The sequence below is a fragment of the Streptomyces dioscori genome (assembly GCF_003024195.1).
Lineage (GTDB): Bacteria > Actinomycetota > Actinomycetes > Streptomycetales > Streptomycetaceae > Streptomyces > Streptomyces dioscori.
In genome coordinates, this window is sequence record NZ_KZ679038.1 from 839,476 (window position 1) to 854,335 (window position 14,860).

At 71.3% G+C, this 14,860-nt stretch carries 14 protein-coding genes; 6 read left to right on the forward strand and 8 right to left on the reverse strand.

Features of this window, described 5'->3' with window-relative positions; genetic code table 11:
* Window positions 1-231 precede the first annotated feature (231 nt).
* Together C6Y14_RS03650 and C6Y14_RS03655 are read left to right on the forward strand one after the other, a co-directional pair.
* Window positions 232-495, forward strand: a complete 264-nt coding sequence (locus C6Y14_RS03650) for a hypothetical protein (protein ID WP_107014937.1) — start codon at window positions 232-234, stop codon at window positions 493-495.
* Between the two features lie 35 nt (window positions 496-530).
* Complete coding sequence (locus C6Y14_RS03655) at window positions 531-1,073, forward strand: hypothetical protein (protein WP_107014938.1); 543 nt, start codon at window positions 531-533, stop codon at window positions 1,071-1,073.
* A gap of 7 nt (window positions 1,074-1,080) precedes the next feature.
* Here C6Y14_RS03655 and C6Y14_RS03660 read toward each other — a convergent pair whose 3' ends face one another.
* The 4 genes from C6Y14_RS03660 to C6Y14_RS03675 form a co-directional block, all read right to left on the reverse strand.
* Window positions 1,081-1,728, reverse strand: a complete 648-nt coding sequence (locus tag C6Y14_RS03660; protein WP_107014939.1) for a CatB-related O-acetyltransferase — start codon at window positions 1,726-1,728, stop codon at window positions 1,081-1,083.
* A gap of 129 nt (window positions 1,729-1,857) precedes the next feature.
* Entirely contained in the window at window positions 1,858-3,126 is a 1,269-nt protein-coding gene (locus tag C6Y14_RS45480) for a HEAT repeat domain-containing protein (protein WP_107014940.1), read from the reverse strand.
* Window positions 3,127-3,196: 70 nt separating this feature from the next.
* On the reverse strand, window positions 3,197-4,840 hold the full coding sequence (locus C6Y14_RS03670; RefSeq protein WP_107014941.1) for a thiamine pyrophosphate-binding protein: 1,644 nt from the start codon (window positions 4,838-4,840) through the stop codon (window positions 3,197-3,199).
* Window positions 4,837-5,622 (reverse strand): cyclase family protein, encoded by a 786-nt coding sequence (locus C6Y14_RS03675; RefSeq protein ID WP_107014942.1) that lies wholly within the window; start codon window positions 5,620-5,622, stop codon window positions 4,837-4,839. Before C6Y14_RS03675 ends, C6Y14_RS03670 begins: the two co-directional genes overlap by 4 nt.
* 368 nt (window positions 5,623-5,990) lie before the next feature.
* On the opposite strand from C6Y14_RS03675, the gene C6Y14_RS44805 reads away from it, so the two are divergent.
* On the forward strand, window positions 5,991-6,338 hold the full coding sequence (locus tag C6Y14_RS44805) for a hypothetical protein (protein ID WP_225890864.1): 348 nt from the start codon (window positions 5,991-5,993) through the stop codon (window positions 6,336-6,338).
* A gap of 60 nt (window positions 6,339-6,398) precedes the next feature.
* On the opposite strand, the gene C6Y14_RS03685 is transcribed toward C6Y14_RS44805, so the two are convergent.
* Window positions 6,399-7,496 (reverse strand): protein kinase family protein, encoded by a 1,098-nt coding sequence (locus tag C6Y14_RS03685; protein ID WP_225890865.1) that lies wholly within the window; start codon window positions 7,494-7,496, stop codon window positions 6,399-6,401.
* Between the two features lie 161 nt (window positions 7,497-7,657).
* Between C6Y14_RS03685 and C6Y14_RS03690 the strand changes: the two genes are divergently transcribed.
* Window positions 7,658-8,848: a PP2C family protein-serine/threonine phosphatase gene (locus C6Y14_RS03690; protein ID WP_107014943.1), complete on the forward strand. Its 1,191-nt coding sequence runs from the start codon at window positions 7,658-7,660 to the stop codon at window positions 8,846-8,848.
* A gap of 119 nt (window positions 8,849-8,967) precedes the next feature.
* On the opposite strand, the gene C6Y14_RS03695 is transcribed toward C6Y14_RS03690, so the two are convergent.
* On the reverse strand, window positions 8,968-9,978 hold the full coding sequence (locus tag C6Y14_RS03695; protein WP_107014944.1) for an ArsR/SmtB family transcription factor: 1,011 nt from the start codon (window positions 9,976-9,978) through the stop codon (window positions 8,968-8,970).
* A gap of 389 nt (window positions 9,979-10,367) precedes the next feature.
* Between C6Y14_RS03695 and ppk2 the strand changes: the two genes are divergently transcribed.
* On the forward strand, window positions 10,368-11,291 hold the full coding sequence (gene ppk2, locus C6Y14_RS03700; protein WP_225890901.1) for a polyphosphate kinase 2: 924 nt from the start codon (window positions 10,368-10,370) through the stop codon (window positions 11,289-11,291).
* Window positions 11,292-11,366: 75 nt separating this feature from the next.
* On the opposite strand, the gene C6Y14_RS03705 is transcribed toward ppk2, so the two are convergent.
* Window positions 11,367-13,025: a serine/threonine-protein kinase gene (locus C6Y14_RS03705; protein WP_107014946.1), complete on the reverse strand. Its 1,659-nt coding sequence runs from the start codon at window positions 13,023-13,025 to the stop codon at window positions 11,367-11,369.
* A gap of 476 nt (window positions 13,026-13,501) precedes the next feature.
* On the opposite strand from C6Y14_RS03705, the gene C6Y14_RS03710 reads away from it, so the two are divergent.
* Entirely contained in the window at window positions 13,502-13,972 is a 471-nt protein-coding gene (locus C6Y14_RS03710) for an ATP-binding protein (RefSeq protein WP_107014947.1), read from the forward strand.
* A 249-nt stretch (window positions 13,973-14,221) separates the two neighbouring features.
* On the opposite strand, the gene C6Y14_RS03715 is transcribed toward C6Y14_RS03710, so the two are convergent.
* Window positions 14,222-14,794, reverse strand: a complete 573-nt coding sequence (locus C6Y14_RS03715; RefSeq protein WP_107014948.1) for a snapalysin family zinc-dependent metalloprotease — start codon at window positions 14,792-14,794, stop codon at window positions 14,222-14,224.
* Window positions 14,795-14,860 lie beyond the last annotated feature (66 nt).

The window sequence follows — 14,860 nt, forward strand, 5'->3', positions numbered from 1 at the left end:
AGTGGATCACCGCATGTTAAACAGATAAAGCTCACAAATACGGCAGGCGCGGGACGCGTGGAGCGTCCGGGCCGGGCACGAGCGGGCATGTCCGGACCTCCGGACTGTCAACGTCCGCTTGTCATGCCCGACTTGACCGGTTGCGGACCGTGACGCGGGGTACGCGGAAACCCCGTACGAACACGGGCGGACCCGTACGAACACGGGTGGACGAGGAAGGGAAGACGAGTCATGGCACTGCGAGGCAGAGCGACACCGCCGTCCGAGCTGGGCACCCTGGAGCGCGGCACCAGGCAGCGCGGGCAGCTGCGGGTGCGCCTCATGGACATCGCGTGGACCGCGCTGTGCACCGTCCTGGCCCTGTGGGCCGTATGGAGTGTCTTCGGCGTGGCGAACGGAACGTCCGACTGGGCCTACTCCGCCGTGGCCTGGGTCCTCCTCGCCATCACCCTGTCCCTGCGTGTCGCGACCGTCCGCCGGCGGACCCGGGTCTGACGCGGCACCGATCCGAAACCCAGGAGTGACGGACCATGGAACGCGTCAACACCCTGCTCGGCAAACACATCTGGCTGCAGTTCGTCCTGTCGGTCCTCGCCGGCAGCGCCCTGATCGTTCTTCTGTTCCCAGGGCCCTCCGTACTCTCCGTCGTGATCCGCACGACCGTCATCTCGGTCGGAGGCATCGCCGCCGTACTCCTCGCCCGGCGCAAGGAGAAGCGGGCCGCCGGCAGCACGGACGGTCTCGTCGTGCTGGACCGGAAGCTGCGCAAGGGCGACGTCCCCACCGACCCGCCGGAACGCGACGGCATGCGCGCGCTGGTCACCCAGCGACTGCACCGCACACGTCACCGCAAGCCGGCCCTGGTCTTCCTCACGGTCCTCTTCGTCTCGGTCACCGTCCTGACGGCCGCGACCGGCGGGCTGCGCCAGACCATCGGCCTCGCGCTGCTCACCGTGGTCTTCATCGGCTGCGGCATCTACAACAGCTCGCTTCAGCAGCGCCGCCTGCACGCCATGGACGCGGCGCTGCGGAGCGAAGGCGCCGCTCCCAGGCCCGACTACTCCCGGGCGTAGGCCCGTCCTACGCCGGGCCGGGCGCCGCGGCCTCAAGGTCGTCGACACTGCCGGACATGATGGTCCGGACATGCTCGCTGATGTGCTCGGCGGGCCAGTCCCACCAGGCGACGGCCAGCAGCCGGGCGATGTCCTCGTCGGCGTACCGGCGCCGCAGGAGCCGGGCCGGGTTGCCGCCGACGATGCCGTAGTCGGGCACGTCGTCGACCACGACGGCCCCGGAGGCGATGATCGCCCCGTGGCCGATCCGGACCCCGGGCATCACCGTGGTCCGGTACCCGAACCAGACGTCGTTGCCGACCACGGTGTCGCCCCTGCCGGGCAGCCCGGTGATCAGATCGAAGTGCTCGGCCCAGTCCCCTCCCATGATCGGGAAGGGGAACGTCGAGGGACCGTCCATCCGGTGGTTGGCCCCGTTCATGATGAACCGCACACCTTCGCCCAGCGCGCAGTACCTACCGATCACCAGCTTCTCCGGCCCGTAGTGATACAGCACGCTGCGGGTCTCGAAGGCCGTCGGGTCGTCCGGATCGTCGTAGTAGGAGTACTCCCCCACCTCGATCAACGGCGAGGTGACCAGGGGACGCAACAGCACCACACGGGGCTGCTCGGGCATCGGATGCACCACGTCGGGATCGGCGGGAACGGCCGGCATCACGGATCAACTCCTCGTATGTCGATGACGGGCCTCATGATCGCAAACGAGTACGAGCCGGGGGGCCGACAGGACCCAACCGGGCGTAAGCGCATGCGAGTTCCGCCCCGTCGGGCCGGCTCGTCCGCGTCAGTCGGCTTCGGCCGCGTCCACCAGTTCGCGCGCGGCAGCCCGGATCTCTTCGGAGGCCGCCTCGGCCGCCAGGCGGCGCAGGGCAGGAAGAGCCTCGTCCAGGCCGTCGAGGGCGTTCGACGTGCGCCACGTCTCGTCCCTGCCCGATGCGAGGTGGGCGGTGAGCGCGTCCGCCACGGGGCGCCGTTCCCAGAAGCGGAGGCCGTCGCGGACGAGTGCGCCAAGGCCGCCGATCGCGCCCGTGCGCACGTCCGCCTCGGGATCGTCGAGCAGCGGGATCAGCAGCCACACCGCGTCCCATCGTCCCGCCCTGCCCACCTCCCGTGCGGCGGCTCCCCTGGTGCTCGCCGGCAGCTTCCCGTCGGCGAGGGCTCCGCGGAGATGCTCCCTCGCGCTCCCGGTGTCGAGGTCTCCCAGAGCGCCCGCGGCCTGCCGTCCGGCCCGGGGGTCGCCGAGCCACCGCACCGCGAGGTCGGTCATCAGCCGCTCACCACGCCGCCCGAGTCCGCTCAGCAGCAGGCCCGCGACCTCCGGGTTCCGCTCCGTCCGCAGGGCCTCGAACAGGGCGTCCCGCACCGAGTTCCTTTCCAGGTCGAGCAGCCGCCGGGCCACCGCGTACCGCACCTCGGTGGACGGGTCGCGCAGTCCGGTGAGCAGCGAGACGAGCAACCGCTCGGTGCAGTTCCTGGGCAGCATCTGCAGGACCTGCGCCCGGGCTGCACCCTCGCCCTCCCGGGCCGTGCGGATCACCTCCGCGCGGACGGCCGGGTCGTCGCGCAACGGATACAGCACCCTCAGGGCCCGTCCCCACACGGCGCCCTCCGGATCTCCGAGCAGCCGTACCAGCGCCGCGACATCGCCCGCCACGCCCAGCGTGTACAGGCCGTCCAGGGCGTTGATCCTCAGGTGGTGGTCCGGATCGCCGAGCAGGTCCGCGAACGCCCGCGTGACCGCCGGGCCCGTCAGCTTCAGCCGGATCGCGGCGACCGAGGCCCGGCGCCGCACCCACGGGTCCGTGTCCCGCATCAGCTCCGGCAGCACGGTGCCGCCCGCCTCCGGGACGCCGAGCCGGCCGAGCCCCAGGGCCGCCGCCGCGCGCACCGCCGGTACGGGGTCGGCGGCGGCCCCGGTGAGGACTCCGGCGTGCTCGGGCCTGCCGGTCCTGCCGAGGCCTTTCGCCGCCGCGGCGCGCCGCTCCGGGTCCGCGTGTCGGCCGGTGTCCGCCAACTCCCTTAAAAAGTAGGTGATTTGCTGTTCCGTTCCCATGGCACCCCCTGCAAGGAAGACGCATGAGACGCCGTGGGGTTGTGCTTCCGCCGCCGGTCCGCCTGTCCGGTCAGTGGCCGCGGAACGCTTCTTCCAGCCACCACGACCCGTGGTCCCGGGTCACCTTCGCGTCGATGAGCAAGGGGGCGGACCGGGGTCCCGCGACCCAGTCCTCGACGGCCTTCAGGTCCGTCGGCGTGCGCACGGTCACCGCCTCGAAGCCGTACCCCCGGGCCACCGCGGCGATGTCCGTGGGCGGGAACTCGACCGTCGCCAGGGGATGTCCGTCCGGTCCGAAGTGGTGCACCTCCGCCCCATAGGCGTCGTCGTTGTAGACGACCACGACCATCGGCAGTCCGATCCTGCGCACCGTGTCGAACTCCGCGGCGCCCATCATGGCTCCGCCGTCGCCGAGCGCCGCCACCGCGAGCCGGTCCGGCCGCGCGAGCGCCGCGCCGATCGCGGTCGCGAGGCCCAGTCCGATCGCCTGGAACGCCTGGGTGAAACACAGTCCGTTCTCGTCCGGCACCGACAGGTACATGCTCGGGTGACCCATGAAGTTGCCGGAGTCGACGCCGATCACGCGCTCCGCGGGGAGGATGTCGTCGAGGGCGATGCTCAGCGTGCGCGGGTCGATCCGCTCACGGCCGCCGTCGTCCTCGTACGGCACGTCCCGCCAGCGCACACGTGCGGTGACGGCTTCGGCCGTGGCGGTGGTCCGGTAGCCCTGCCGTGTCGCGGCGCCGCCCGTCCCCAGGGCGCGCCGCGCGGTGAGTTCCACGTCGCCGGTGACCCCGAGCCGTACCTCCCGGTGTGCGCCGAGCGCCGAGGCGTCGTCGTCGACCTGTACGACGGTCGTGTCCGCGCCGATCAGCCTGCCGTGCCGCATCGTCCACATGTTCAGGGCGCAGCCCCAGCCCACGATCGTGTCCGCGGCCCCGATCAGCTCGGCCGTCAGCGGGGACGAGAAACCTCCGGACACGTCGAGCGACCAGGGGTTGCCGTGGAACAGGCCGCGCGCCACGGCCGACGTCGCCAGCAGGGCCCCGTAACGGTCGGCGAGCGCTTCGAGGGCGACCCGCGCTCCCGGTGAGCGTGCTCCGCGGCCGGCCACGAAGAGGGGCCGCCGTGCCTGTTCGAGGACGCTCACCAGTGCCGCCACGTCGTCCGGCGACGGCTCCACGGCCGCCCGTTCCCCCGGTGGTGCCGCTTGCGCGAGGGCGCCCTCCGGCACGTCCAGGGACTGCACCGGCAGGGGAACGTTCAGCAGCACGGTCCGCCGCTCGTGCACGGCTCGTGCGACCGCCGCGCAGGCCTGCTCCACCGCGTGGCCGGCCGAGGTGATCCGCAGCGGAACCGCGCCCACCGCCTGAGCCAGCGCCTCCTGGTCGATGTGGAAGTTGGACCTCTGCTCGGTCACCTCGGCCGCCAGCACCAGCAGCGGCGTACGGCTCTTGGCCGCTTCGGCGATGCCGGTCATGGCGTTCGTGAGGCCGGGCCCCTGATGGACGCTCAGCGCGGCCACCGTGCCGCTCGTGCGGGCGTACGCGTCGGCCATGGTCGCCGCGCCACCCTCGTGGCGTGCGGCGACGAACCGCGCGCCCGCCGCGACCATGGCGTTGGTCAGATGGAAGTTGCCCGACCCGACGACGCCGAAGACCTGGCCGACCCCGGCCGCGTACAACGCCCGTCCGACGGCCTCCGCGACCTTCATGAGTGCTCCACCAGGGCGAGCACCCGGGCCGGGGAGCCGGAGCCCGAGACGATGGGCAGCGGTCCGGCGACGACGACGGAGCCGGTCGGGGGCAGCGCCGCCAGGTTCTGCAACTGGGTGAGCCCGTACTTGTCACTGCCCATCAGGTACGAGTGGCACGGGAAGGCCGGCTCGAAGGCGTGCCCGCCGCCGGCGTCGGTGCCCACCGTCTCGACGCCGAGGCCGATCACCGGCGACTCCTCGGCCACCCAGCGGGCGCACTCCGGCGACAGTCCCGGGGTGTGCGGGCCGTTCTCGTCCGCGTTCAGGAACGCCTCCTGGGAGTGCGAACGGGCGTCCCACCCCGTGCGCAGCAACAGCCAGCCGCCGTCGGGCAGCGGCCCGTGCTCGGCCTCCCACCGCCGCACGTGGTCCACCTCCACGAGGAAGTCCGGGTCCTTGGCGGCCTCGGCGGTGAAGTCCAGCACCGCGGCCGGCGCGACCAGCCGTCCCGCCGGTACGGACGCCACGTCAGCGAGGTCCTTGCCGGTCACCCAGTGGTTCGGGGCGTCGAAATGGGTACCCGTGTGCTCGCCGCTGCGGAAGTTGTTCCAGTACCAGGCCGGCCCCCGGTCGTCGTACCTGCTGATCTCCTCCAGGGTGAACACCTGGGTCTGGCCGAACTCCGGCGGCAGCTGGAGGACCGGGGTCGACGACGACAACGGCGAGGTGAGGTCGACGACTTCGATGGACCCTCCCCGCAACCCGGCCACCAGCGCGGCGAGAACGGACGGCTCGGACATGCGGCCTCCTCGTACGACGGAAGAACTGACAGCATGGCAGCCGGGACCGACAGTCGCTCCCGTCCGACGAGCGCAAGACAGGTGGAGGCGGCGTGCGCGCGATGCCCAGGAGCACGACGACGGCGGCGGCCGTGTGCGCGGCCGCCGTACTGAGCCTGGCCGGTTGTTCCGGAGACGGCGGCGAGGACGCGGCACGGTCGTCGGATCCTTCGGCCGGCGCAACGACCTCAACTTCCTCCTCCCCGCCCGGTGAACCTGCCAGCCCCAGCCCCAGCACAAGCACCAGCACCACCCCGGCCCCGCCCCCTTCCGCGACGGACGCGGCTTCCGCCTCGGTCACGGCCCCGCCTGCCGGGAGCCCGTCTCCGGTGCCCACCGCAGGACGGGGGCAGAAGCTGGTGACCATGTCCGTCGGCGGCGGCTTCGCCGGTGTGCGGCGGGAGGTGGTCCTGCGCGGCGACGGCACCGTCCGCACCAGCGACGAGGGCGACACCGAGGTACGCCGTACCAGCGCGGCCCAGTTCACACAGTTGCGTACGCTGCTCGGGGACCCTGCGCTGGACGACGTGCCCGCGTCCACCGTGGACAAGAACGCGGCCGACCTGTTCCGGTACACGCTGCGCTTCGACGGCCGCACGGTCGTCACGGACCGCTCCGCCGAGCGTCCGCCGCTCGACCGGCTCATCGACGCCCTGGACAAGTGGCTGCCCGCCTGACACCTCACATCTCAGGTCTCGCACCTCGCGCCGCAGGTCTCACACCTCGCGCCGCAGGTCTCACGCCGGAGAGTTGCCGGACGCGCCGCGGACCGCGCCGACCCGGTGGAGTTCTCCCAGCGGGTACGGCGTCTGCTTGCTCTCGTCCGTGAGCCGGCGGATGAAGTCCGCCATCACCGCGGCGAGCGGCGCGTCGCGGCTGAGGACGGCCGCGACCCCCGCCGGAACCCCGGTGGGCCGCTCGCCCTCGGCGTACGCCCGCACCTGCGCCGCACGCCTGTCCCTCCCGTGCAGCGTGGCGACCAGCCAGTTCACCAGATAGCCGGCCGAGTAGAAGCGGTCGTAGCCGCGATGCCGGTCGAAGAAGGCGCGCTCCTCCAGCGACAGCTCGAAACCGGAGGAGAGGGCGAGGCCGTAGTCCGCGAAGTAGAGGCGCTCGCCGTCGGTGAGGATGTTCTCGAAGTGGGTGTCGAAGTGCAGCAGACCTCGGCTGCTCATGAAGGAGGTGCCTGCTTCCAGGCCGCTCTCCACCAGGGCGCAGGCCCGCTCTGCGGCCTCGTCGCCGGCGGCCAGCTGCTGCCCGAGCCATTCGTGCAGGTTCTGCGGGACGTACTCAAGGAACAGCGCGATGCTCGCCGAGGACCGCCGCAGGGCGTCGATCCGCCGGCGGACCGCCGCTCCGCCGGTGCCCCAGTTCGCCGCGGCCTCCGCCACGTCGGCCAGTTCGCCGTACAGGGGCGCCGAGTCCGGCAGGATCCGCCAGTGGTGCGTCAGGGGAAAGCCGTCGTACGCGCCCGTGAGCACCCAGTTCGTCGTCATCGTGTGCACGGCGAGTTCTCGCCAGGCTCCGAAGCCCGGCCCGCCGACGCCGTACTGGCTGAAGAGCGGCAGCTCGAACAGGTTCGCCGTGGAGCGTATGTTCCCCGGTTGCCGTTCGAGGTCGGTGAGGGGCACCCGCTTGACGAAGACCCGCGTTCCGCCGACCTCCAGCAGGGTCGTCCGGCCTCCGATGCCGGTACCGGTCGTCCCGGCGGCGTCCAGGAGCTCCTGGAGCGCCCGGTCGCTGTGCAGGGCCAGGGCCGTGGAAACGGCTCCATGGGCCGCGAGCCGCGCACTGCGCCCCGTGCCGCCACGCCGCACCGCTGACTCCACTTCCACTTCCGTTTCCCCTTCGATTTCTCCTTCCACGTCCACTTCGGCCGTCCGCTCGATCCCCATGACAACCGAATACACGTTCGAGAAAACGTCCGTTAAGAGTCACATTAAGTGAGGCCCGCGGAACTCGGGGCAGAAGGAACGGAATCCGATGGGAGGTCGTCGTGGATGGTGGAGATCTTGAATTGGGTGAGCTGTTGGCCTCTGCGGAGGCCGCACCACCCGGGGAGTCGGTCGACGTGGTGGCACGCAACCTGCAGAAGCGGTTCGGTGCCGAGCACGTGTCGTTCCTGTTCGTCGACCTCATCGGCCATCGTCTCGTACGACTGACGGCGGCCGGCGAGGACGACGTCGCGGAGCGTACCGAGCCGATCGACCTCGACGGCAGCGTGTACGGCACGGTGCTGCAGAGCCAGCGCCAGGACGTGGAGGCGGACAGCCAGGGCAGCCGGCGCATCATCACGCCCGTGTCCAACCGCGGGGACTGCATCGGCGTGCTCGAAGTCACTCTGCAGCACGCGGACGACACCGTACTGAGACAGGTGCGGGAGGCGGCCCACGCGCTGGCCTACATCATCGTCACGGACCGCCGTTTCACCGACCTGTACCACCTGCGTCGGCGCACCACCGACACCAGCCTGGCCGCGGAGATCCAGCACCAGCTGCTCCCCACGGCGTCCAGTTGCGAGTCGTCGCAGTTCACCCTCGCCGCGGGTCTCGTCCCCGCCGACGACATCGGTGGCGACACCTACGACTACACGCTGGACCGCGACACCCTGCATCTGTCGATCACCGACGCCATGGGCCACGACACCGATTCCGCGCTGCTCGCCACCCTGCTCCTCGGTGCGCTGCGCGGGGCCCGCCGCAGTGGCTGCGACCCGGTCAGACAGGCGCAGCAGGCCCATCAGGCCCTGCTGAAACACAGCCGGGGTCTGGCCACCGGGCAACTGCTGTGCGTCGACCTCGCGTCGGGTGTCTGCCGACTGGTCAACGCCGGTCATCCCTGGCCGTTGCGGCTGCGCGACGGGGCGGTCGAGGAGGTCCAGCTCGCCGTCAATCTGCCGTTCGGCGTGCCGGGGCCGATCCCCTACCGCGAGCAGATACTGCATCTGCGGGCCGGCGACCGGCTGATACTGCTCACCGACGGCATGCAGGACCGCGGTGCCGCCGCCGTGGATCTGGCCGGGGTCGTCCATGACACCCGCGCGCTGCATCCCCGGGAGGCCGTCCGGACCCTGACGGCCGCGGTCTCGGAGGCCTGCCGGGGCAACCTCAGCGACGACGCCACGGTCCTGATCCTGGACTGGCACGGCAACCGCGCCCCGGCACGGAAACCCGCCGCGGAGCGCTGACGGCGTACGGGCGCGGGGCGGGGTCTCCCGACAGCCCGGCCCAGCTCGGGCCGACCCGGCCCGACCCGACCCACGGCGCCGCGTCCCGCCGCCCGCCCGGCCGCCGCGCCACACCTGCGCTAGCAACTCCGTGAGGGCTCCTGCGGAATCTGCAGGTTGCCTTCCAGCAGCGCGCTCCCGAGGGTGGTGGCGCTGTGATGCACGCTCTGTCCGCGGCGTTGCGTGACGATCAGGCCCGAGTCGCGCAGTGCCGCGGCGTGCTGCGAGACCGACGCCGGGGAGACCACGAGCCGCCGGGCCAGATCACTGGTCGACCCGCCGTGGTCCGCGACGGCCGCCAGCACATCGGCGCGGGTCCTCCCCAGCAGGGTGCCCAGCGCCTCCCGGGCGTCATGGCCCCTGCCGTCATCGGCCCGCGACCATCCGAGATCGTGGGCGACCGGATAGACGACCACGGGAGGAAGACCGGGGTCGCGCAGCGTGATGGGCGCCCGCCAGCAGAAGAAGGAGGGCAGCAACAGCAGACCGCGGCCGTCGAGACGGATGTCGCGGTCGTAGGCGCTGGCCACGGTCAGGACACCGGGCTGCCAGCGCAGGGAGGGATGCAGGGTGGACAGCATGCCCTCGGTGCCCCCGTCCAGGAGTGCCCGCGCCCGCAGAGCGCGATCCGCTTCGATCGCGTTCCTCACCTCGGCCCAGTACGGCCGCAGCGCGACGTCGTAGTAGCCGCGCAGGGCCGCGCCGAGGCTGCGCATCGCGTCGGAACCCGCCTCGGCCAGCGACAGGGTCCGCGCCCCGAGGTTGCGGGCCGCGGCGAGCCGGGCGATGTCACGTCTGAGGCCACCGCGCGGGGTGGACAGGACGGCGTCGATACCCGTTTCCAGTCCTCCTCGATCAGGCGCCGGAGTGAGGAAGTCGGCCGAATACCCGCGGGGCGGCGCCAGGTCGAGCAGCAGCCGGGTGCTGCCGGGCAGGCGGTTGCGGATACGCCGCTTCCACGCCCCGAAGACGACCGATCCGTCGTGCCCGCCGAGCAGATGCAGGCTGAGCAGCAGCTCCCAGAGCGGATCCGGGCCGCCCGCCATCCGGATACGGGCCATATCTGCGTCCGTGAAATGGAACTTGAGCATGGTTCCCCCGTGTGCGTTCCCTACGTGACTCGTCCCGTACCCACTTAAGAGCCGCCGGGCGAGACGGGAGTTGCACGAGGGCCGGGAACCGGGCGTGCATTGGCCGGATCCGTTCGGCCCGTCGTCAGTCAGGCGGCGGCTCGCGGCCGGGGATCTTTCCGTGAGGGAGCGCGTCCTCGGGGTACTTGTCGGACGGACACGGGACGGGCGGCCTTGACCGTTCCGAACGGCGCCGGCCGCTCGGCCGCGTGCCATTCTGACGGAGGCGGGACTCGTCCGCCGGTCCGTCGGCGGGCGCTGCCGCCCAGGCTACGAAGGGACCACAGGTGGCTGATCCTCTGAACGCGCCGGCCTCCGACGGCGGAGAAGAATCGTCCGTCGAGGCGGAGTTGCTGGCCGGGCTGCTGGTGAACGAGGAGCGACCCGAACAGCCCGTCCTGCTGGACGGCGAGGGCAAGCCCCTCGACACCTGGCGTGAGAACTACCCGTACGAGAAGAAGCTGCGCCGCCAGTCCTACGAGCGGCAGAAGCGGATCCTGCAGATCGAACTCCTCAAGCTGCAGAAGTGGGTGCGGGACACCGGCCGGCGGGTCGTCGTGGTGTGCGAAGGGCGTGACGCGGCGGGCAAGGGTGGCACCATCAAGCGGTTCACCGAACGCCTGAACCCGCGCGGCGCCCATGTGGTGGCCCTGGACAAGCCCACCGAGAAGGAATCCGGGCAGTGGTACTTCCAGCGTTACGTCCCTCATCTCCCGGGGGCCGGCGAGATCGTCTTCTTCGACCGGTCCTGGTACAACCGGGCCGGGGTCGAGCGCGTGATGGGTTTCTGCACCCCGGCCGAGTACCGGCTCTTCCACACGCAGGCGCCCGTCTTCGAGAAGATGCTCACCGACGAGGGCATCGTGCTGGTCAAGTTCTGGTTCTCGGTGTCGCGCGCCGAGCAGCGCACCCGGTTCGCCATCCGCCAGATCGACCCCGTCCGGCAGTGGAAACTGTCCCCCACCGATCTGGCCTCCCTCGACCTGTGGGACGCCTACACGGAGGCGAAGGTCGACATGTTCCGCGCGACGGACACGCCGTACGCGCCATGGACCGTGGTGAAGAGCAACGACAAACGCCGTGCCCGCCTCGAAGCCATGCGCCATCTGCTGCTGCTCTGCGACTACACGGCGAAGGACGAGAAGGCCGTCGGCACGGCCGATCCACGCATCATCGGTTCCGCCAACACCCTCCTGGAAAGCGACGAGGAACCGACGGACCTCTCCCCCACCCCCTTGTCTCCCCACACCGAGGGGCCTGGGCGCCATCCCTAGGGGCGAGCGCGCTGTCCATGGAGGGAGCGAGCAGCGGCATCCCGGCATCGCCACCGGGCTGACCGGTCAGTCCCGTCAGGCCGGCAGACCTCGGAAGGTCGTGAGGAAAGCCTTGAGTGCCTGCTGGTTGGCCGCGTCCTCCCAGTCGTCGGCCGGTGCCGCCCAGCGGATCGAGAAGCCCTCGCCGCCCCCGATGAGGAACCCACGGCCGAAGGTACGCACCCGCGTGCCCTCCGACTCGTCGACCCATTCCATGTCCGCGGCCTCGCGGCCCTGGTACGTCGTCGCGCGGATCGCGCCCAGCCTGTCGTAACCGGACTCCTTTCGCAGCGAGGGCTCCACGGTGTCCCGCCACACGGCCACCGGGTCGGAGCCGACGCGCGTGCTGTAGGTGACGGCCAGTTCCCGCGGGTCGCCGTCCGCGCCGAAGACCACCCGGTACGAGTCGTCCTCGGCGCGGTTCGTGCTGAGTCGCTGCCAGCCCTTGGGGAGGGCCACGGCGAAGCCCTCCGACGCCGTGAACACACGGAAGCCCGCCGGAAGCTTCCCCGAGGACGAGGACGAAGAAGAGGACGAAGAAGAGGGGGAAGGTGGGGAGGAGGAAGGAGAGGGGGGCGAGGACGCGGAGGGCGAGGGGGAGGTCGTGGGGGACGCGGTGCCGGACGACGGCGTACCCGCTCCGTCCTCGTCGCCTGTCGGGAGTACGGGGCCGGGGCGCGAGGCCGTCGCGTCGGTCGCCGAGACGTCGTCGCCCGATCCGTCGCCGGTCGCGGCGAGAGCGGTCATGGTCACGGCGACTACAGCGGCGACCGCGGTCCCGATGAGCGCCGCACGGCCGAGGTTCTTTCTTCCCCGGGCCAGGCCCAGCACGCCGTGGGCCGAGGCCCGCGACTGCGGAAGCGACCCTTCCGCGGCGGCCGGGTCGTCGTTCACGATGCGGACGAGGGCGTCGCGGACCACGGGCCCGGTGAGCCGTTCGCGGGAGTCCTTGCGGAGCAGTCCCTGCATGGTCCGGGCGAGCGGGCCGGCGTGCCGAGGGCTGCGCAGCGGCAGCCTCACGATCGCCTTGAGGGTCGCCTCGGGCTGGCCGCGGTCCCGGAAGGGCGGGCGCCCCTCGGTCATCGTGTGGAGCAGCGCGCCCAGCGCCCACAGGTCGGCAGGCGAACCGTAGGCCTCGCCGCGGGCCTGCTCCGGGGACGCGTACGCCGGTGCGCCGATCCGTGCCCCGGGGCCGGCGCCCGCCAGTCCGTACCCGGAGACGACCACGCCGCCGTGGTCGCGCACGAACACCTGGCCGAGGCTCAGCTCACCGTGCACCAGGCCCGCGCCGTGCGCGGCCTCCAGCACGCCGAGGACGTCGAGCCCGATACGCGCGGCTGCCGCATGGTCGAGCGGCCCGTGCTGGTCCAGGAACTCCCCCAGGGGCATGCCGTCGATCCACTCGACGACCGTCCAAAGGCTGCCGTACTCCTCGACGACATCGATGACGCTCGCCACCGCGCCCGGACACCGCAGTCCCATCACCTCGGACGCGTGTCTGATCCGGGCGACGGCCGGCCCGGCCCGGTCCTCCCCCGGATCGGGCGGCAGCTGCGTCTGTGTCAGCAGCCGCGGGCGGGCGTACTCGATGTCCTCCCCGTACCAGCAGACGCAGCCCACTTCGTGGTGGACGACCTCCTGGAGCCGATACCTTCCGGCGACCAACTCATTTGCAGCGGCACCCGCGTTGCCCATGCGCCCATCCCTCGCTGAAGCCTCGCTCCCGGTCACCAGGAATACGCAGAGGGCCATGTCCCGCGTTCAAAGGATCCGCAATTGGTGGAATCGCCGAGGGCCGATGTGCTGCCGCGTCCTGTTCCGCGGGCGTCTCGTGAAAAATCTCCGGCGGAGTTCGGGCACACGAAAACGGCGGGAAAGCGGGACGTGTGACCTCCCCAGGCTCCACGTCCCGCTTTCCCGCGACATGGGGCCACTACCCGCACTCCCCGGGCTTACTCCCACCGGTGTTTCACCGTTGCTTCCCCGCACCTCCGCGCTGCTCCCCCGTAACTCCACCTCTGCTTCACCGTTTGAACCCGGCGCGTGGACCCGGCGTGTGGACGAGGCGTACGGACGCGGCATGGACACCGGCTGGAATTTCGCCGACAGCGGATGCGTAGGTTGCGAAAGAGGGGGTACATGCGGGCGAGCACCGGGGGAGGTCGGACTGCATGGAATCGTTGATCAAGGGCGGAGGCCGTATGGCACCGCAGCGTGGCCGTATGGAGACCACTGTTGCTCTGGAAGGCGATTCGCTCTGCATCGCCGAGGCCCGTCATCTCGCGGCCGACTTCCTGTCACAGGCCCAGGCCGAACACGGCGTGCCGGTCACGGCCCGGGCGATGGACCTGACCCAGCTGGTGGTGAGCGAGCTGGTCACCAACGCCCTGAAGTACGCGCCGGGGCCGGTCCTGCTCGCTCTGCGGATCGTCGGCGGCCTGCTTGAGGTGGCCGTCTGGGACAGCGATCCGGTACTGCCGGTGGCCAGGGCGGCGGACCCCGGACGGGTGGGCCAGCACGGCCTGGAGATCGTCATGGCCATCTGCGAGGGCTTCGAGGTCCGAAGAGAGCCGGTCGGCAAACACATCACGGCCCGGATCGGGCTGCTCGCCGACACCCACGCCGACGTCGACACCCGCTGACCGGCGTGCTCGGGCCGACCGGGACTTCGCACCGGGCCCGTACGCCCCGGCCCGGTGCGCGGCATCCGCTCCGGGGCGTACGGCTGTCCCTGCCCGACGTTCCTCAGTCCGTCGCCCTTCGTGAGTCCGACGCTCCTCGCGAGCCCGACGTTCCTCGGTCCGTCGCCCCTCGCGAGGCCGACGCTTCTCGGTCGGACGTTCCTCGTGTCCGGTGACCCGGTGCGCGTCGAGTCGGTCCGCGATGTCGAGTCAGTCCACGATCATGACGCCGACCGGTACCGCTCCGGCCGTCCGCGCCAGCTCACCGCCGAAGTTGCCCTCGACCTCGGACTTCTCGGCCGCGTTCGGGTACGGGTTCGTGCACGCGACTCCCGCGCTGGAACCGGACATCAGGCTGGTGCACGGGCCGGGCTTGCGGTCCGGCAGACCGAGGATGTGCCCCAGCTCGTGGGCGGAGATGCGGATCGTGTTGTAGCCCTGATCCACCGCCTGCCGTCCGATGTAGACGGTCCCGTTGCCCAGCGAGGTGGTCAGCGCGCGGGGCCAGCCGTTGTCCGCCAGGACCCGGATGTTGGCGCGCTGTCCGGACGCGACGGGCTGCAGTTCGACGGCGTCGACGCTTTCGTTCCAGATCGCGGCGCCTCGGTCCACCGCGGTCCTGAACTCCGCGGAACCGCTCGCGTCGTAGGTCACGACCCGGGCGGCGACCAGGTGGTCCGCGACCGGGGCCGGGGCCGGGGCGGCCACGGCCTGGCCACTCAGCAGGGAAAAGGTGACCGCCAGGGCGGCGGCGAGTCCACCGGTCAGCTTACGGACGTGCATGGTCGACCTCCTTGTGGGGGGAAGGTAGTCGTGCACATGACATGACATTCCCTGGCTCCCTGCCCA

Bases quoted from the DNA above. Each gene is read 5' to 3' on its own strand.
- C6Y14_RS03650 (WP_107014937.1), top strand. From the start codon at position 232: ATGGCACTGCGAGGCAGAGCGACACCGCCGTCCGAGCTGGGCACCCTG.
- C6Y14_RS03655 (WP_107014938.1), top strand. From the start codon at position 531: ATGGAACGCGTCAACACCCTGCTCGGCAAACACATCTGGCTGCAGTTC.
- C6Y14_RS03660 (WP_107014939.1), bottom strand. From the start codon at position 1,728: ATGCCGGCCGTTCCCGCCGATCCCGACGTGGTGCATCCGATGCCCGAG.
- C6Y14_RS45480 (WP_107014940.1), bottom strand. From the start codon at position 3,126: ATGGGAACGGAACAGCAAATCACCTACTTTTTAAGGGAGTTGGCGGAC.
- C6Y14_RS03670 (WP_107014941.1), bottom strand. From the start codon at position 4,840: ATGAAGGTCGCGGAGGCCGTCGGACGGGCGTTGTACGCGGCCGGGGTC.
- C6Y14_RS03675 (WP_107014942.1), bottom strand. From the start codon at position 5,622: ATGTCCGAGCCGTCCGTTCTCGCCGCGCTGGTGGCCGGGTTGCGGGGA.
- C6Y14_RS03695 (WP_107014944.1), bottom strand. From the start codon at position 9,978: ATGCTCAAGTTCCATTTCACGGACGCAGATATGGCCCGTATCCGGATG.
- C6Y14_RS03705 (WP_107014946.1), bottom strand. From the start codon at position 13,025: ATGGGCAACGCGGGTGCCGCTGCAAATGAGTTGGTCGCCGGAAGGTAT.
- C6Y14_RS03710 (WP_107014947.1), top strand. From the start codon at position 13,502: ATGGAATCGTTGATCAAGGGCGGAGGCCGTATGGCACCGCAGCGTGGC.
- C6Y14_RS03715 (WP_107014948.1), bottom strand. From the start codon at position 14,794: ATGCACGTCCGTAAGCTGACCGGTGGACTCGCCGCCGCCCTGGCGGTC.